Raw genomic sequence first — 17,475 nt, 5'->3', positions numbered from 1 at the left:
AGGTGACCGGCCCGGTCGGCACCTGCACCGACGCCCGGCACGTCATCGCCCACAGCGACGGCGAGGTGCGCCGCCGGTTCAACGTGTGCTTCCGGGCCCGGGTGGTGGGCAGGGACCGACGGTGAGCGACGCGTCGCACGAGGCCGGCTGGTTCTCACCCGCCGAGATCGAGGACCTGCCGATGCGCCGCGCCCAGCGGCTCCGGGTGGAACACGCCCCGCGGGACGGCCCCGCCCACACCGGATGGACTCCCGCGTCCGCGGCTCCGGTCCGTGCGTGCGACCGTGCCGGTCAGCGGGTCACGCGGTAGCGGAGGTAGGCCACCCCGGAGGACCCGACGGGGCGGGACTCGACGAGGTCGAGGTCCACACGGCGTTCGGCCCGGGGGAAGAACGGGGTGCCGCCGCCGACCAGCACCGGGTACACCCGGAGCCGGTACTCGTCGACCAGGCCCAGCGCGGCCGCCTCGGCGGCCAGGGCGGCGCCGCCGACCGCGATGTCGCCCTCCCCCGGCTCGGCCCGCAGCCGCTCGACCTCCTGCGCCAGGCCGCCGGAGGCCAGGCGGGTGTTGCCCTCTACTTCGGAGAGCGTGGTGGAGAAGACCACCTTGGGCAGCGCCCGCCAGATCTCGGCGAACTCACGCGTGGGGTGGTCGTGTTCCGGGTGCTGGTCGGCCGTCTCCCAGTAGAGCATCGTCTCGTACAGCCGCCGCCCCAGCAGGTAGGCACCGGTCCGGCGCACCTCGTCGGTGGCCAGGGCGAAGACGTCCCGGTCGGGCGCCGACCAGTTGAAACCGCCGTCGGGCCCGGCGATGTAGCCGTCCAGCGAAACGCCCATCGAACAGATCACGTCGTGCATCAGGGGGTCCTCCTCGGTTCCGGGTTCGACGGTACGACCATCGCACCCGGCGGGACTCATCGCGACGCGCGCAGATCCCGCGGAAAAAACCGCCCCGCCGGACACGGCCGGGCGGGGCGCGGTGCGCACAGGGGCTACAGGGCCTCGGCCAGGGCCGCGTCGACCGCCGTCTGCAGGCGTCTGCGCAGGGCCGCGCTCTCGGCGCGGTCGGTGCGCACCTCCACGATGCGCACCCCCTCCCCCAGGAGTGCCTTGGGCAGGTCGGTGGCCCACTCCAGGTGGATGTAGGGCACGTCCGCCATCGCCGCCACCCGCTCCATCGTCACCCCGTGCGGGGTCCCGAAGACCCGCTCGAAGTCCGGGTGCCCGGCCTGCTCCAGGCCGGAGAAGATCCCGCCGCCGTCGTTGTTGACCACCACGATCGCCAGGTCCGGGCGCGGCTCCCCCGGCCCGATGATCAGCCCGTTCTGGTCGTGCAGCACCGCCAGGTCGCCCAGCAGCGCGAACGCCCCCGCGGCCGGGTCGGCCGCCTGGTGGGCCAGGGCGGCGCCGATCGCCGTGGACACCGTGCCGTCGATGCCGCTCACGCCCCGGTTGCCGACCAGGCGCACCCCGCAGCGGGCGCGCATGGTGGCGTCCAGGTCGCGGATGGGCATGCTCGAACCCGCGAACAGCAGCGAACCCGCGGCCAGGTGCGACACCAGGTCGCGGGCCAGCCGCGGCTCGGTGAGCGTCTCCTGCTCGTCCAGCACCGCGTCCAGCGCCGCGCGGGCCGCGGCCTCGGCCCGCAGCCACAGCCGCGACCAGTCGGTGCGGCGCGGCTCGTCGAAGGTCAGCGCCGGCGGGGCGGCGACGGCGGCCACCACGTCGGTGGCGGTGCGCGCCGGGTCGGCGAACCCGTCCGGCAGCGCCGCGCACGGGTCCCCCAGGGACCCCGCGGTGACCACCACGTGGCGGCGGGCCCGGCGCAGGAACGCCAGGGTCTGCCGGGACAGGTTGGGCCGCCCCACGCTCACCACCAGGTCCGGGGCGGGTCCCGCGGCGATCGCCGGGGACGCCAGCAGCTGCCGGTAGGCGGAGACCGCGCCCGTCCGGCGGGCGTTGGAGGTGGGTTCGGCCAGCAGCGGCCAGCCGGTGAGCTCGGCCAGCGCCAGGAACGGCACCGGGTCGTAGTCGCCGTCGCCGCACACGATCACGCCGCGCTCCACGTCGGGCAGCACGAACGCCGGGGGTTCGGCGAACGGCCCCGGGCGCGAGATCCACGGCGCCCCGCCGGCCCGCCCCTCCAGGGGCTCGGGCCACTCCCGGCCGGGGCCGTCGGGGGTGAGCGGGTCGCGGAACGCCACGTTCAGGTGCACCGGACCGGGCCGCCCGCCGCGGGCGGCGCCCCAGGCGCGCCCCACCAGCGAGCGCCAGTAGGCGACCATCCCCGGTACCGGGTCGGGCGTGCCGACCTCGGCGAACATCCGCACCGCACCGCCGTACAGGCCGATCTGGTCCACGGTCTGGTTGGCGCCGGTGCCGCGCAGCTCGGGCGGCCGGTCGGCGGTCAGCACCAGCAGCGGCACCCCGCTCTCGTCGGCCTCCAGCACCGCGGGGTGGAAGTTGGCGGCGGCGGTCCCGGAGGTGCACACCACGGCCACGGGGCGGCGCGACGCCCGGGCCAGTCCCAGCGCGAGGAAGGACGCCGACCGCTCGTCCACCCGCACGTGCACCCGGATCCCGGGGTGGGAGACCAGGGCGAGCGCGAGCGGCGTCGAGCGGGACCCCGGCGCGACCACGGCCTCGGCCAGGCCGCAGCGGGCCAGTTCGTCGACGAGGACCCGCGCCAGGGCGGTAGACGGATTCATCCAAACGCTTTCGTTCGTCAAAGTGTGCAACAAGTATCACCGCAGGACGCCGGGATGCCGCCCGGCACCCCTCTTCTCACGGGCGCACACCTCCCAGTGAACCCCGTTCGGGCGCGAACGGCGAACGCCCGCCCGTGTGATCCGTGTCCTGTACCGGTCAATCCCGGCGGTCGGCCGCGATGGCGGCCTCGGCGCGGGCGCGCCAGGGCCCGGGCTCGGTCTCGACCGCCCGCAGCCGCTCCTCGTCGACCTCCACCGCCCGTACCGGCAGGTACCCGTCCTCGGGCAGCAGCGGGTCGGCGGTGACGTCGGCGGTGAGCATCTGCATGGTCGCCAGGCCGCACGCGTAGGGCAGCTCCGGCAGGGCGGCGGCCAGCGCCACCCCGGCGGCCAGGCCCACCGACGTCTCGACGGCGCTGGAGACCACCACCGGCAGCCCGCAGGCCTCGGCGACCCGCAGGGCGGCGCGCACCCCGCCCAGGGGCTGCACCTTGAGCACGACGATGTCGGCGGCATCGGCGGCGCGCACCTTCAGGGGGTCCTCGGCTCGGCGGACCGACTCGTCGGCGGCCACCGGCACGTCCACCCGGCGGCGCACCTCGGCGAGTTCGTCCAGGGTGGCACAGGGCTGCTCGACGTACTCCAGCCCGTACCGGTCCAGGGCGCGGACCATCCGCACCGCGGTGTCCACGTCCCAGGCCCCGTTGGCGTCCACGCGCACCTTCCCCGAGGGGCCGATGGCGTCGCGCACCGCCTCCACCCGGGCCAGGTCCTCGGCGGGGTCCTGGCCCCGCTCCGCGACCTTCACCTTGGCGGTGGCGCAGCCGCCCGCGGCGACGATGGCGTGGGCCCGCCCGGGGTCCACGGCCGGGACGGTGACGTTGACCGCGACCCGGTCGCGCACGGGGGCGGGCCACCCGCGGTGGGCGGCCTCATGGCAGGCCGCCCACCAGCGGGCGCACTCGCGCGGGCCGTACTCGGCGAAGGGCGAGAACTCGCCCCACCCGGCGGGCCCGCGCACCAGCATGCCCTCGCGCACGGTGATGCCGCGGAACCGGTTGCGCAGGCCGATGGCGAAGGCCCGGCCCGCTCCGGGGCCGGTCTCCGCGGCGGGGTCGGGGGACGGTGTCACGGGCGGCGCGGGAACTTGTCGAACTCCGGACGGCGCTTCTCCTTGAAGGCGTCCCGGCCCTCCTGGGCCTCCTCGCTCATGTAGTAGAGCATGGTGGCGTCGCCGGCGAACTGCTGCATCCCGGCGGCGCCGTCGCTGACGGCGTTGATGGCGCCCTTGAGCATGCGCAGCGCCAGCGGGGACTTCTCCAGCAGCTCGCGGGCCCAGGAGACGGTCTCCTTCTCCAGGTCGGCCAGCGGCACCACGGTGTTGATCATGCCCATGTCCAGCGCCTCCTGGGCGCTGTACTGGCGGCACAGGTACCAGATCTCGCGGGCCTTCTTCAGGCCGACGGTCTCGGCGAGCAGCCAGGAGCCGTAGCCGCCGTCGAAGGAGCCGACCCTGGGGCCGGTCTGGCCGAACTTGGCGTTGTCGGCGGCGATGGTGAGGTCGCAGCACACCTGGAGCACGTTGCCGCCGCCGATGGACCAGCCGGCGACCATGGCGATGACCGGCTTGGGCAGGCGGCGGATCTGCACCTGGAGGTCCAGGACGTTGAGGCGGCCGATGCCCTGGCGGGCCACGGCGTCGTCGCCGATGTAGCCGTCGTCGCCGCGGATCTTCTGGTCGCCGCCGGAGCAGAACGCCTGGTCGCCCGCGCCGGTGAAGATGATCACGCCCACCTCGGAGTCGTCGCGGGCGATGTTGAACGCCTGCTGCAGCTCGAAGAGGGTCTGCGGCCGGAACGCGTTGTGCCGTTCGGGCCGGTTGATCGTGATCTTGGCGATGCCCTCCGCGGTCTCGTAGATGATGTCGGAATACTCGCCCGACCGCTGCCAGTCGATCACGCTGCTCACGGCTACTGCTTCTCCTCACGGGACATCGGAACGGCGGGCGCCCGGACCGGCTCCCCACGGAGCCCCCTCCGGGGCGACCCCCGCGTCAACCCTACGCATTGTGCCAGGCCGACGGGGACGACCGGGTACGCCCCCCGGGAGCGTGGCGGGCGTACCCTTGTGCCCCGTGGCTTCCGTGAACCTTCCCGACGTCCCCGACCCGACGACCGCCGACGGCCCGGCGCTGCGCGCCGCCGTGGGGCTGGAGCCGGATCACCTGTCCGACCTGCTGGCCGCGGCGCTGGAGGGCGGGGGCCCGGCGCTGATGCCGGTGCCCGCCGGGACCCCGGACGCCCGGGTGCGCGAGCTGCTGGGGGCGATGCGCCCCTCCTCGGTGCTGACCCCCGAGGGGGAGTCGCCCCTGGAGGGCGGTCTGCCCGCCTCCCCCGGGACGGCCCTGGTGGTCACCACCTCCGGGTCGACGGGCGCGCCCAAGGGCGTGGAGCTGTCGGCCGCGGCGCTGCTCGCCTCGGCGCGGGCGTCGGTGGCGCGGATCGGGGCCCGGCCGGGCGACTCCTGGCTGTGCGTGCTGCCCGCCGGGCACATCTCCGGTCTACAGGTGATGCTGCGCGCCCTGGTCACGGGCACCGGGGCGGTGCACGCCCCGTTCTCGGCGGAGGGGGTGCTCTCCCTGGCGGAGGGGCTCCGCCCGCACGTGTCCCTGGTGCCGACCCAGCTGCGGCGGCTGCTGGCCGCGGGCGCGGACCTGTCGGTGTTCGGGGTGATCCTGCTGGGCGGCGCGGCCGCCGAGCCCGAGCTGCTGGCGGCGGCGCGCGCCGCCGGGGGCCGGGTGGTCACCACCTACGGCATGAGCGAGACCTGCGGCGGGTGCGTCTACGACGGCGTGCCCCTGGACGGGGTGGGGGTGGCGACCGACGCCCCGGGCCCGGACGGCTCCGGCCGGGTGCTGCTGTCGGGGCCGACCCTGCTCACCCGCTACCGGACCGCGCCGGGGGCGGAGCCGGTGCCGGGTCCGGACACCGCCGCCGACGGGACCCGGGTGCTGCGCACCAACGACCTGGGGCGCTGGGACGGGGAGCGGCTGGAGATCCTGGGCCGGATGGACGAGGTGATCAACACCGGCGGCCACAAGGTGGTGCCCGGGCAGGTCAACGCGCTGATCATGGCCGACCCGTCGGTGGCCGAATCGGTGGTGGTGGGCCGCCCCGACCCCGAGTGGGGCGAGCGGGTGTGCGCGGTGGTGGTGCCCGCCGACCCGGCCGCGCCGCCCGCCCTGGAACACCTGCGGGCGGTGGTCAGGGACCGGTTGCCCGCCTACGCGGCCCCGCGCGAGGTGGAGGTGCGCGACCGGCTGCCGATGCTGGCCTCGGGCAAACCGGACCTGGTGGCGCTGCGCCGCGGCTGAGACCGCGGCCGGGCGGGCGGTCCGTGCCCCGACCGGGGCAGGCCGCCACCACAGGGGAGGACATGTCCGCCCATGTGGGGAACTTCCCCGGGCCGCCCGGCGTCTACCTGAGTATCCGGGCCGCCCGAATGCCCGGACCCCACGGCCCCTCTGCCAAGGAGGTCCGCAGTTGGCGACAGCCACGAGTCCACCCGCCCACGCCCCTGCGCCCTCCCCCGCGCCTGGAGCGCTGTGCCCCGGCACGGCCGTCCGGGCGGGCTCCCATACCCGCTGCCTCCCACCGCCCGCCACTGAACGCGCGGTGATCCATGCCACTTCGAAAGATATCCAATCGAGACGGGGAACATTTGACACCCCGACACGTTGGACATATTGGCGCGTCCAGTCGGCGGGAGCCTTCCGCCACGTGCCACACGTCATGGAAGGGAGGGAGGTGTCCGGATGACGAGCTCCGCCCGGACCCGTTCGGCGCCCACCGACGGCACCGCTCCGCTCGCGGCGGACCGCGCGGCGCTGACCGATCTGCTCGCCCGCGGGCGCGCCCAGGGGCACCTGTCCCTCGCCGAGCTGCGCACCGCCTTCTCCGCGGCCGGAGTCTCCGCCGGCGACGGCCGTGCCATCCTGCGTGAACTCACCGACCACGGGGTCCGGCTCGCCAACGGGGGCGACCACTCCGCACCGGTGGCCGAACCCGACGCCGAGGACGACGTGCTGGAAAACACTCTCATCGCGACGGTGCCCGACACCGACGAGGCACCCAAGGCCGCATCCGGCAAGGTCGCACCGCGCAAGGGCCCCTCCCCCCGGAGGAAGACCCGCACCACGCGGCGCACCAAGAAGACCGAGGACACATCCCAGGCCACCATCGACCCGGAGACCGGCGAGGCCGACCTGGACGACCAGTCCCCCGCCATGGGCGACTCCGTCCACACCTACCTCAAGGCCATCGGCCGCCGGCAGCTGCTCACCGCCGAGCAGGAGGTCGAGCTGGCCAAGCGGGTCGAGGCGGGCCTGTACGCGGAGTACCGGCTGGGCCTGCACGGCGAGGTCGACACCTCCGTGCCGATGTCCGAGGCCGAGCGCGACGAGCTGGAGTGGATCGCCGAGGACGGCCGCAAGGCCAAGTCCCACATGCTGGAGGCCAACCTGCGCCTGGTGGTGTCGGTGGCCAAGAAGTACAGCGACCGGGGCATGTCGCTGCTGGACGTGGTCCAGGAGGGCAACCTCGGCCTGATCCGCGCGGTGGAGAAGTTCGACTACACCAAGGGCTTCAAGTTCTCCACCTACGCCATGTGGTGGATCCGCCAGGCGATCCAGCGCGGTTTCGCCGACTCGGCGCGCACCATCCGCCTGCCCGTCCACGTGCTGGAGCTGCTGAGCAAGGTCAGCCGCCTGGAGCGGGACATGCACCAGGCGCTGGGCCGCGAGCCCACCCCGGAGGAGCTGGCGCTGGAGCTGGACAAGACCCCGGCCCAGATCGAGGAGCTGCTGCGGGTCACCCGCCAGCCCATCAGCCTGGACTCCACCATCGGCGAGGACGGCGAGACCCGCATCGGCGACCTCATCGAGGACGTGGACGCCTCCGAGGCCTCCGAGGTGGTCGACCGCCAGCTCATGGCCGACCAGCTGCGCAACGCCCTGTCCGACCTGGAGCCGCGCGAGGCGACCATCATGTCGCTGCGCTTCGGCTTGATGGACGGCCGGCCGCGCACCCTGGACGAGATCGGCAAGCACCTGGGGCTGACCCGGGAGCGCATCCGGCAGCTGGAGAAGCAGTCGCTCTCCAAGCTGCGCCACCCGAGCCGCGCCCAGCAGCTGCTCGACTTCGCCAGCTAGCCGCCGACAGGGGCCGCCTCCCGCACCGGGGGGCGGCCCTTCGGTGTGTCCGGGATCGGGGATGTCCCTGAACCTTCCCCGGGATCGGGGCCGAGGGGCGCCCGGGGTCCTCGGCGGGTGCCACTATGGGGAGATGACCGACAGCACCTCCCAGCGGCAGGCCGATATCGCCGCCGCGCTGCGCGCCGGCCGCGAGCTCGGGCCCGAGTACGACGACGCGCTGGCGACCTCTCTGATCGAGCGCATGGACGACGCCATCGACACCAGCGTCCGGCGCCACCTGGAACACCGGCAGCGCGAGCACAAGGAGAAGGTGGGGGTCCCCTCCAACACGGTGCGGATGGTGCTGTCCCTGGTGTGCCTGGGGGTGAGCCTCCCCGCCACCGCGATCGTCGCGGCCATGGTGGGCGGGGCCGCCGCCATCGCCGCCGTGTGGGCGGGCCTGATCCTCTTCTACCTCGTCTCCGTGCTGGGCCTGCGCCGCTGAGCGGCGCCCGGCCCGCGGAGCCTCAGCCCGTGGGCCGGGCGGAGTCCAGCGCGGCGCGCAGGATGTCCACGGCCTCGTCGTGGTCCAGCCCCACCCGGGAGATCACCTCGGCGTAGGCGCGGGCGGCCGCCAGCGCCTCCGCACGCTGGTCGTCCCCCGCGGCCGCGATGAAGGTGCCCGAGCGGCCCCGGGTCTCGACGACCCCGGCCTGCTCCAGTTCGCGGTAGGCGCGGGCCACGGTGTTGACCGCCACCGACAGGTCCCCGGCCAGCGCCCGTACCGTCGGCAGCCGGTAGCCGACCGGGAGCTCCCCTGCGGCGGCCGCCATCGCCACGGTCGTCCGGATCTGCTCATAGGGCGGTACCTTCGACGTCGGGTCGACGCGGATGAACTCCGCCATCTCCTCCTGCGCTCCCCACGTTCGGCGTTCGTGCTCCGGGCCCCATACCCGTTCGCGCCCAAAACTACCGTGCGTGCGGGCCCCGCGCCCGCGGGGGGCGCGGGGCGGCGCGGACGTCAGAGTGCGCCGACCGTGCGGGGCACCCGCGGCACGCCGTGCAGCCGGTGGGCCTCACGGGCGGTGAGCAGCTGTTCGGCGACCTCGGTGGCCTCGCGCACCGCGGGCCGGGCCAGCCGCTTGCGCCGGTGGATGCGGTCGCGGTAGCCCTTCTCCCCGACGAGCACGCGCTCGCGGGCGTAGGCGGCCCGCATCGCCTCGGTGAGCGCGGTGTCCAGCGCCAGCGCGCGCTCGTGCAGCTCCTCCACCGCGGCCCCGGACTCGCGGGCCTCCTCCAGCGCCGCCTGGGCGGCCGCCACCTCCCGCAGCAGGTCGTCGAGCCGTCCGGCCCGTTCGCGGTCGGCCACCAGGCTCTCCCGCGCCTGCGCCGTGCCTCGTCCGCCAAGTCCCATCGCTCGCTCCGTTCACCGGGTACACCGCCTGCAATGGCACTGTAGTGGTGACGTGGATCATGAGGCGAGCCGGATCGTGCGTCGGTGATGGCCTCGGCGCACAGAAAACGCCACATTTGATGACAAAACTTCCGAAAGGAAACAAGTGAGCAGGAACTACGCGGGGCTCAGCCGGGAGCGCATCATCCTGGAGGCGCTCCACATCATCGCCGGGCGCGGGCTGGGCGGGCTGTCCATGCGGCGGCTGGGCGACGCCCTGGAGGTGGAGGCCATGGCCATCTACCACCACTTCCCCCTGGGCAAGGAGCAGCTCTTCAACGCCATCGCCGCCTACGTGACCTCCCCCGGCGCCACCGGCGACGCCCTCCCGGAGGAGACCGACGACCAGGACGGCGGGGAGCCGCAGGAGGACGGCGCCGAGGAGGCCGACACCCGCCCCTGGGACGAGCGCCTGGCCTCCTGGGCCGACGGGTACCGCGCCCGGCTGCTGGAGTACTCCGGCGCCCTGTCCCTGCTGGTGCACCGCGCCCCCGCCACCCCCGCCGACGCCGCCGCCCGCGCGCTGGTCCACCGCGCCTTCACCGACGCCGGGGTGCCCGAGGGCGACCTCGACCGCGCCGCCGACGCCCTGTACGCCCACTGCCTGGGGGCCGTCGTCCACCAGGTCCGCCACCAGGACGACGAGGACGCCCCCGACGCGGAGGAGGCCGCCGCCCGCTTCCACTACGGGCTGCGGGCCCTGCTGCGCGGACTCGCGGCCTGACGGGAACCGGGACCCGCCGCCGGCCGTCTGTACCTGTGAGGGTGCCGCTCTCCCCTATGCCCGAACACTCCCGAACGCCCCGCCCGGATCGGCACCGCCGGGGCGGGAACAGGAAAGGCCCATGGTTCTCAAGCGTCTGCTCGCCGGCATCGGTTTCGGCGGGGCCTCGGTCGAGACCCACCTGGACTCGGCGTCCACCCGTCCCGGCGGCACGGTGCGCGGCACCGTCCTGGTCGAGGGCGGGAACGTCGAGCAGGAGGTCGAGGAGCTCACCGTGGGCCTGCAGGCCGCGGTCGAGTCCGAGATCGGTGACAGCGAGGTCACCTCCCACATGGAGTTCCACCGGGTCCGGCTGGGCGGGCGGACCGGCCTGGTCCCCGGACAGCGGTTCGAGGTCCCCTTCGAGCTGCCCGTGCCCTGGGAGGCCCCCGTCACGTCCCTGGGCGGCCAGCGGCTGTACGGCATGAACCTCGGCGTCAACACGCGCCTGGCCGTCGCGGGCGCCGTCGACCCCGGCGACCTGGACCCGGTGGCGATCGAGCCGCTGCCCGCCCAGCAGGCGGTGCTGCTCGCGCTGGACTCCCTGGGCTTCCGGTTCAAGAAGGCCGACCTGGAGCGCGGGCGCATCGCCCGCACCCGCCAGCGGCTGCCCTTCTACCAGGAGATCGAGTACTACGCCCCGAGCCGCTACCGGGGCCTGAACCAGCTGGAGCTGTCGTTCGTCGCCGATGAGCACGGCATGGACGTGGTCCTGGAGCTGGACAAGAAGCCGGGGCTGTTCACCGAGGGGCGCGACACCTTCAAGAGCTTCAACGTCACCCACGAGCAGGCGGCCGCGATGGACTGGAGCCGGGAGCTGGACCGGTGGATCGACGCCCTGGCCGGGCGCCGCGACCTCTTCTGACCGTTCGGGCCGGCGGTCCCGGCCGGGGCGGCGCCCCGGCCGGGACCCGGCTCAGGCCCCGTCGGCGCGCTCGCGGACCCGCTCGGCGCGCAGCTCGCGCGCCTGGTCCGGGTCGAGCACGGGTGCGGCGTTGAGCAGTTGGCGGGTGTAGTCGCTCTGCGGGTTCTCGTAGATGGAGTCGCTGTCGCCCAGCTCCACGATCTCGCCCTTGCGCATCACCGCGACCCGGTCGCTGACCTGGCGCACCACCGCCAGGTCGTGGGCCACGAAGATGTAGGTCAGCCCGAAGTCGTCCTGCAGCTCCGACAGCAGCCGCAGCACCTGGTCCTGGGTGGACACGTCCAGCGCCGACACCGGCTCGTCGCAGATGATCAGCTTGGGCTTGAGGATCAGCGCCCGCGCGATCGCGATCCGCTGGCGCTGACCGCCCGAGAACGCGTGCGGGAACCGGTTGTAGTGGTTCGGCTGGAGCCCGACCCGGTCCAGCAGCTCCTGCACCTCGCGCTTGATCTTCTTGGTGTCGCGCTCGCCCTGCACCCGCAGCGCCGTCCCGATCGCGTCGCCCACCGTCACACGCGGGTTCAGCGACGAGTACGGGTTCTGGAACACCATCTGCACATCACGCCGCAACGGACGCATCCGGTGTTCGGCGATGTGGGTGATATCCCGCCCCTCGAACACGACGGTGCCCTCGGTCGGCTCCAGCAGGCGCATGACCATCCGCGACAGCGTGCTCTTGCCCGAGCCCGACTCGCCCACGATCCCCAGCGTCTCGCCCTTGTACAGGTCGAAGGAGACGCCCTTTACGGCCCAGAAGTCGGTGGAACGCCCCCACATCCCGCCGCGCACCTTGAAGCGCTGGCCCACCCCCGAGACCGTGAGCAGGGCCTCCCGCCCGCCCTCGGGCTCCTTGGGCGTGAACGCCGCGAACCCCTCCCGCCCCGGGGTCTCCCCGGTGACCGCGCCCGCGGCCCGCTGCTCCCCGCGCTCGCGCTCGGCCCGGTCGGCGCGGTCCTGGGCGCGGCGCTGGGCCCGGGAGACCTCCACCCGCGGCACCGCCGCCAGCAGCGCCTGCGTGTAGGGGTGCTCCGGCGCCGACAGCACCGTGCGCACGTCCCCGCGCTCCACCGCCACACCGTGGCGCATCACCACGACCTCGTCCACCGACCCCGCCACCACGGCCAGGTCGTGCGAGACCAGGATCAGGGCCATCCCCAGATCCCGGCGCAGCTCGTCCAACAGGTCCAGGATGCGCGCCTGCACCGTCACATCCAGCGCCGTCGTCGGCTCATCGGCCAGCAGCACCTTGGGATCGCACATCAACCCCATCGCGATCACCACACGCTGGCGCATACCACCGGAGAACTCGTGCGGATACGAATTGATCCGCTTGGCCGGGAAGGGGATGCCGACCCGGTCCAGCGCTTCGGCCGCGTGTTTGCGGGCCTCCGTCTTGGACACGCCCGGCCGGTGCACGAGCAGCGCCTCGACCAGCTGGTTGCCGATGGTGTACTGCGGGTGCAGCGACTGCATCGGGTCCTGGAAGACCATCGCGATGTCGTTGCCGCGCATCGCCCGCAGCTGCCCGTCGGTCAGCTTGTTGACGTCCTTCCCGGCCACCTCGATGGCGCCGGTGATCTTCGCCCGGCTGCCGCGGTGCAGGCCCATCAGGGCCAGCGAGGTCACGCTCTTGCCCGAGCCCGACTCGCCCACGATGCCCAGCCCTCCCCCGGCGGGCACCTCGAAGGACAGCCCGTCCACCGCCTGGATATCGCCGTCCATGGTCGGGAACGCCACCCGCAGGTCGTCCACGCGGACGACGGGCTCGGGTGCGGATTCGCTCATAGGAGAGGCCTCTGCTCTCTGGGTCCGGAGTGGTGGATGCGGGAAGGGGGCCCGCTAGTGGACCCGCACGCGCGGGTCGATGAGCGGGTAGATCAGGTCGACGACCAGGTTGCACACGACGATGAAGAACGCGCCGAACAGGGTCACGCCCAGGATCACGGGCAGGTCGCTCTGGGTGATGGCGTTCACCGCGTAGCGCCCGATGCCGTTGAGGGAGAACACCTGCTCGGTCAGGACCGCGCCGCCCAGGACCAGCCCCAGGTCCAGGCCGAAGATCGTCACGATCGGCGTCAGGGTGGGCCGCAGGGCGTGCTTGAGCACCACCTTGCGCTCGCTCAGCCCCTTGGCCCGGGCGGTACGGATGTAGTCCTCGCTCAGCACCTCCAGCATGCCCGCGCGGGTCTGGCGCGCGTACATGGCGGCGTGCAGGAAGGCCAGGGTCAGCCACGGGAGGAACATGCCCGCGGCCCAGCCCAGCGGGTCCTGGGTGAGGGGGACGTAGCGCGGGGTCTGGAACCAGCCCCAGGCGTGCACCGGGAAGGCCAGCACCAGCAGGCCGGTGAAGAAGATCGGCAGGGAGACCCCGGCCAGGGCGATCGCCATCGCGATCCGGTCGAAGAGGCTGCCTTTCCACACCGCCGAGACCACGCCGACGGCGATGCCGCCGACCAGCCAGATGATGCCCGCCCCCAGGGCCAGTGAGAACGTGACCGGCAGCCGGGAGACGATCTCGGGGAAGACCTCCTGGTAGGTCTGGAAGGAGTAGCCGAAGCAGGGCGCGGCGCACTCGATGGTGTCCCGGCCGAACCGGTACTCGGCGCCGAAGAAGATCCCGCGCACGAACTCGCCGAACTGCACGATGACCGGCTTGTCCAGCCCCAGCCGGTCGATGGTCGCCTGGATCGCCTCGGGGGTGGGCGCCCGTCCCACGTACATGGTCGCCAGCTGCTCGGTGGTTCGGCCGGCCCACTTGGGCACGACGTAGAAGATGCCGAAGGTGACCATGGTGACCACGGCCAGGAGCAGCAGACCGGCGCCCAAGCGGCGCAGGATGTAGGTCAGCAAGGCGCGTGTCTTTCTGTCGTCGGGCCCGCCCTGGAAGGGAAATCGGCAGGGGCGCGAAGTTTCGGCCTGAGACGACCAAGATAACGCAGCGTGTTTGAATGATCACGCTTGATCGCGCGGCGTGTACCTGCGCCCCGGACACGGCGGTCCGGGCACGGGTGGGGAAGGTGTGCCGGGGAGTCGTCGGCGCCCTCGAATTCCACGGGACCGGGATCGGATGATCCCGGAACAGCCGACGCGGCGTGCGGCCGCGGAGGGCCCGATGGCCTCCGGACACGGGCGGGGGCGGCGGCCCGCGTCTCGGCGGGCCGCCGCCCCTGGCGGGTCACCGTCAGCTGTTGGTGGTGCCCAAGGACATGTAGTCGTACATGCTGTAGCCGGCGTGGTAGTACACGTTGGTCAGGTTCGGCGGCCGGTACATCACGGTGCGCTCGAACACCGCGGGCAGGATGACCGCCTGCTCCATGGCCCGCTGGTCGATCTGCGTGTAGATCGAGGCGCGCTCCTCGGGGTCCTCGACCGTGACGACCTCGTCGAACCAGCCGTTGACCTGGTCGTCGTCGAACTCGGAGATGTTCGCGTTGCCCGCGTCCTGGATGGCGTCGCCGTCCAGGATCTTGCTCATGAACCCGTAGCCGGTGGCCCAGTCCGGGGCCCAGCCGTACACCGTGAGCCCCAGGTCGTTCTCGTGGACGAAGTCCGGGGATCCGGCCTGGGTGTTGGTGTAGGTGTCGGACGGGTACTGCTTGATCTCGACCTCGATGCCCACCCGGGCCAGCGCCTGCTGGACGGCCTCGGCGGTGCTCACGTCCGAGGGCCGGTCGGCGCGGGCGCCGATGGAGGTGGAGAACCCGTCCGGGTGCCCGCACTCCTCCAGCTTCTCCCGGGCCCTGTCCAGGTCGCCCTTGTTGTCGTCGGACGGGTACGGGTCGATGCTCGGGTCGGCGCCGGCCAGGGCCGAGGGCATGATCTGGGTGGCGATGTCCCCACCGGTCTCACCGCCCCAGGCCCGGTGCAGGGCGTCCCGGTCGGCGGCGAACATGACCGCCTCGCGGCAGGCCAGGTTGTTCAGCGGCTCGACCACGGTGTTGATGTTGACGTAGCGCAGGGTGTTGGTCTGCGGGTTGTCGACACTGGCGCGCCGGGCCTCGTCGGTGATGAGGGTGCCGCGCATCGCCGGCCCCACGCCGACACCGCCCAGGTCCACGTCCAGCTCGCCGTTGACCAGGCGCTGGTCGATCTCGTTCTGGTCGACGCCCAGCTGCACCTCGATGCGGTCGGGCAGCGCCCGGCGGGTGGGGTCGGTCGAGGCGTCCCACTGGTCGTTGCGGACCAGGTTCAGGGACACGCCCGGCCGGTACTCCCCGTCGAACTTGTACGGCCCGGAGGAGACCACCCGGCTCTGGTACTGCTCGCCGCGGTCGGCGTCGGGCGGCACCGGCGCGGTCTGCGGCTGGATGAGGATGTAGGGGAACTCCGAGAAGCTCTCGTTGAGGTGGAAGACCAGGGTGTGGTCGTCCGGCGTCTCGATGCCGTCGAAGCCCTCGAGCGGGTCCCCGTCGGTGGCGTAGGGCCCCTCGTAGTCCTCGCTGTCCGCCAGCAGCTGCTGGAAGTACTTGGGACCGTTGGGCAGGGCCTGGTCGCCGAAGTTGCTGCGGGCGATCGCGTACTTGACGTCCTGGGCGGTGATCTCCGTCCCGTCCTCGTACTTGAGCCCCGGCTTGAGGCGGACGGTCCACTCGGTGGAGTCCTCGTTGGCCTCGGGCATGGCCTCGGCCAGGTCGGGCTGGAGCTGGGTGCCCTCCTCCCCCGGGGCCTCGGTGTAGGTGAGCAGGGTGCGCGCGTAGTAGCGGGTGAAGTTCCAGCTGAACGCGTAGTAGGTGTTGCCCGGGTCCGGGGAGTCGAAGTCCGAGGAGATGGCGTACCGGAGGGTGCCGCCGGTCTGGTCGGACGGGTTGACCATCTCCGTCTCGGCCTGGTTGAACTCCGCGTCGACCTCCCCTCCTCCGCCGCCTCCGCCCCCGCCGCCGCACGCGGTCAGCATCAGGGCCAGGGCCGTGCCGGCGGCCGCGGGGGCCGCGAACCGGCGCCTGCGGGGCGCCGGGGGTGTGCCGTGGTGGTGGGTGTTCACCTTGCCTCCAGGATCGGGTTGCTGCGGGACCGGGATCGGTCGCCGCCGGGGCCGTGATCGGTGCACGGCCCGAGGCCGGCCCGCCCTGGGCGGGCGGCGGCCGGGGAGGTCAGTCGGAGGAGCGCGGGTCGAAGGCGTCCCGCAGGCCGTCGCCGAACAGGTTGAACGCGAGCACGGTGACGAAGATGGCCAGACCCGGGATGATCACGAAGTGCGGCGACGTCGTGTAGAAGCGCAGCGCGTTCTCCAGCATGCCGCCCCAGGTGGCCGTGGGCGGGTTGATGCCCACGCCCAGGAAGCTCAGGGCCGCCTCGAACAGGATGTTGGTGGGGATGAGCAGGGTGGAGTAGACGAGGATCGGGGTGACGAGGTTGGGCAGGATCTCCTTGAACACGATGTGCGCGCTGCCCGCGCCCAGGCTGCGGGCGGCCTCGACGAACTCGCGCTCCTTGAGGGTGAGGGTCTGCCCGCGCACGATGCGCCCGATGTAGGGCCAGTTGAAGAACCCGATGATGAAGATCAGCACGCCGATGCGCAGCCCGTTGCCGGTGAGGCCGAAGGCCCCGTCGGGGATGACGCCGACCAGGGCGATGGCGAAGAGCAGCAGCGGGAAGGCCAGGAAGATGTCCATGGCCCGGCTGATGACGGTGTCGACCCAGCCGCCGAAGTACCCCGCCACGACGCCCAGGACGGTCCCGATGACGACGCACACGAGGGTGGCGACGGTGGCGACCAGCAGCGAGGTGCGGGCGCCGTAGACGATGCGGCTGAACAGGTCGCGGCCGTTGACGGGCTCGACGCCCAGGAGGTGGTCGGCGCTGATCCCGCCCCACGGGTCCAGGCCCAGGGCGGGGTTCTCGGGGTCGCGCAGGACGCCGCCGGTGAGGGGGTCGACGAGCTGCTGGTTGAACTGGTTGGGCGGATAGCCGAACCAGGCGGTCAGCAGCGGGGCGAAGACCGCGACGAGGATGAGCAGGATGACGACGATGCCGCCGGCCATGCCGACCTTGTCCTTGCGGAACCTCTGCCAGGCGATCTGGCGCAGCGAGCGGCCGGCGGCGTTCTTCGCCCCCGCGGCCACGGCTTCGGGCTCGGCGTGCTGGGACGACTCGGGCACGTCCATCGGCGCGGTCATGTGTGGCCCTGCCCCCCGTAGGTCGCTTTACGTAGTAGATCGACTACGTAGAGCTTGCACGAGTGGCGTGCCGATTTCCAACATCCGCGCCGGAACCCCGGCCTGCGCCCGGAACGCGCAGGACGCCCCGGAACCCGCCCTACCGCCGCGGCCCGATCCCGGCCCCGTGTCCCCCCGTTCCGGAGCGTGCGGCACCCCGGCCGTCACCGCCCCCGCCGGCCTCCGGCCCGGAGGTTCGTCGGCCCCGGTCCGGGGCTCGGCGGTGCGTGAGCCCGCCGGTCCGGAAGGCCGGCGGCCTAGAAAAGCTCGGCGCCCTGGA

General features: G+C 73.0%; 16 protein-coding genes. 6 read left to right on the top strand and 10 right to left on the bottom strand.

What is annotated here, in order from left to right; all coding sequences use genetic code 11:
* The first annotated feature begins 2 nt into the window (after window positions 1-2).
* Entirely contained in the window at window positions 3-125 is a 123-nt protein-coding gene (locus KGD84_RS12325) for a hypothetical protein (RefSeq protein ID WP_255646479.1), read from the top strand.
* A 166-nt stretch (window positions 126-291) separates the two neighbouring features.
* On the opposite strand, the gene KGD84_RS12320 is transcribed toward KGD84_RS12325, so the two are convergent.
* The 4 genes from KGD84_RS12320 to menB all read right to left on the bottom strand — a co-directional run bounded on the left by KGD84_RS12320 (window position 292) and on the right by menB (window position 4,676).
* Window positions 292-858, bottom strand: coding sequence for a dihydrofolate reductase family protein (locus KGD84_RS12320; RefSeq protein WP_255646477.1), 567 nt, complete (start codon window positions 856-858; stop codon window positions 292-294).
* A 134-nt stretch (window positions 859-992) separates the two neighbouring features.
* Entirely contained in the window at window positions 993-2,708 is a 1,716-nt protein-coding gene (gene menD / locus KGD84_RS12315; RefSeq protein WP_220560439.1) for a 2-succinyl-5-enolpyruvyl-6-hydroxy-3-cyclohexene-1-carboxylic-acid synthase, read from the bottom strand.
* Between the two features lie 157 nt (window positions 2,709-2,865).
* Window positions 2,866-3,840, bottom strand: a complete 975-nt coding sequence (locus tag KGD84_RS12310; RefSeq protein ID WP_220560438.1) for an o-succinylbenzoate synthase — start codon at window positions 3,838-3,840, stop codon at window positions 2,866-2,868.
* A complete protein-coding gene (menB, locus tag KGD84_RS12305) occupies window positions 3,837-4,676 on the bottom strand; it encodes a 1,4-dihydroxy-2-naphthoyl-CoA synthase (RefSeq protein ID WP_220560437.1) in 840 nt (279 codons plus the stop codon). Before menB ends, KGD84_RS12310 begins: the two co-directional genes overlap by 4 nt.
* Window positions 4,677-4,842: 166 nt before the next feature.
* Here menB and KGD84_RS12300 point away from each other — a divergent pair, with 166 nt between their 5' ends.
* The 3 genes from KGD84_RS12300 (at window position 4,843) to KGD84_RS12290 (ending at window position 8,404) form a co-directional block, all read left to right on the top strand.
* Entirely contained in the window at window positions 4,843-6,081 is a 1,239-nt protein-coding gene (locus KGD84_RS12300) for an AMP-binding protein (protein WP_370634481.1), read from the top strand.
* Window positions 6,082-6,522: 441 nt separating this feature from the next.
* Window positions 6,523-7,917, top strand: coding sequence for an RNA polymerase sigma factor (locus tag KGD84_RS12295; protein WP_220560436.1), 1,395 nt, complete (start codon window positions 6,523-6,525; stop codon window positions 7,915-7,917).
* Window positions 7,918-8,050: 133 nt separating this feature from the next.
* Window positions 8,051-8,404 carry a hypothetical protein gene (locus tag KGD84_RS12290; RefSeq protein WP_220560434.1) on the top strand — a complete coding sequence of 118 codons (354 nt, stop codon included), beginning with the start codon at window positions 8,051-8,053 and terminating at the stop codon, window positions 8,402-8,404.
* 22 nt (window positions 8,405-8,426) lie between these two features.
* Here the strand turns inward: KGD84_RS12290 and KGD84_RS12285 are convergent, their stop codons facing one another.
* Together KGD84_RS12285 and KGD84_RS12280 are read right to left on the bottom strand one after the other, a co-directional pair.
* Window positions 8,427-8,804, bottom strand: a complete 378-nt coding sequence (locus KGD84_RS12285) for a GntR family transcriptional regulator (protein ID WP_220560433.1) — start codon at window positions 8,802-8,804, stop codon at window positions 8,427-8,429.
* 116 nt (window positions 8,805-8,920) lie between these two features.
* Window positions 8,921-9,313 carry a hypothetical protein gene (locus tag KGD84_RS12280; protein ID WP_220560432.1) on the bottom strand — a complete coding sequence of 131 codons (393 nt, stop codon included), beginning with the start codon at window positions 9,311-9,313 and terminating at the stop codon, window positions 8,921-8,923.
* A gap of 145 nt (window positions 9,314-9,458) precedes the next feature.
* On the opposite strand from KGD84_RS12280, the gene KGD84_RS12275 reads away from it, so the two are divergent.
* Together KGD84_RS12275 and KGD84_RS12270 are read left to right on the top strand one after the other, a co-directional pair.
* Window positions 9,459-10,076, top strand: a complete 618-nt coding sequence (locus KGD84_RS12275) for a TetR/AcrR family transcriptional regulator (RefSeq protein WP_220560431.1) — start codon at window positions 9,459-9,461, stop codon at window positions 10,074-10,076.
* A 121-nt stretch (window positions 10,077-10,197) separates the two neighbouring features.
* Window positions 10,198-10,980, top strand: a complete 783-nt coding sequence (locus KGD84_RS12270) for a sporulation protein (RefSeq protein ID WP_220560430.1) — start codon at window positions 10,198-10,200, stop codon at window positions 10,978-10,980.
* A gap of 51 nt (window positions 10,981-11,031) precedes the next feature.
* On the opposite strand, the gene KGD84_RS12265 is transcribed toward KGD84_RS12270, so the two are convergent.
* The 4 genes from KGD84_RS12265 to KGD84_RS12250 all read right to left on the bottom strand — a co-directional run bounded on the left by KGD84_RS12265 (window position 11,032) and on the right by KGD84_RS12250 (window position 17,156).
* Complete coding sequence (locus tag KGD84_RS12265) at window positions 11,032-12,825, bottom strand: ABC transporter ATP-binding protein (RefSeq protein ID WP_220560429.1); 1,794 nt, start codon at window positions 12,823-12,825, stop codon at window positions 11,032-11,034.
* 54 nt (window positions 12,826-12,879) lie between these two features.
* On the bottom strand, window positions 12,880-13,890 hold the full coding sequence (locus tag KGD84_RS12260; RefSeq protein WP_220560428.1) for an ABC transporter permease: 1,011 nt from the start codon (window positions 13,888-13,890) through the stop codon (window positions 12,880-12,882).
* A gap of 331 nt (window positions 13,891-14,221) precedes the next feature.
* Window positions 14,222-15,934, bottom strand: a complete 1,713-nt coding sequence (locus KGD84_RS12255) for an ABC transporter substrate-binding protein (protein ID WP_220565692.1) — start codon at window positions 15,932-15,934, stop codon at window positions 14,222-14,224.
* A 196-nt stretch (window positions 15,935-16,130) separates the two neighbouring features.
* The gene (locus tag KGD84_RS12250; RefSeq protein WP_220560427.1) at window positions 16,131-17,156 is read right to left on the bottom strand and encodes an ABC transporter permease; all 1,026 of its coding nucleotides are present in this window, start codon (window positions 17,154-17,156) and stop codon (window positions 16,131-16,133) included.
* Between the last annotated feature and the right edge of the window lie 319 nt (window positions 17,157-17,475).

This window comes from Nocardiopsis changdeensis (genome assembly GCF_018316655.1).
GTDB classification, from domain to species: Bacteria; Actinomycetota; Actinomycetes; order Streptosporangiales; family Streptosporangiaceae; genus Nocardiopsis; species Nocardiopsis changdeensis.
The sequence above is the reverse complement of the archived record's forward strand: the minus strand, read 5'-3'. Positions and strand labels throughout refer to the sequence as shown.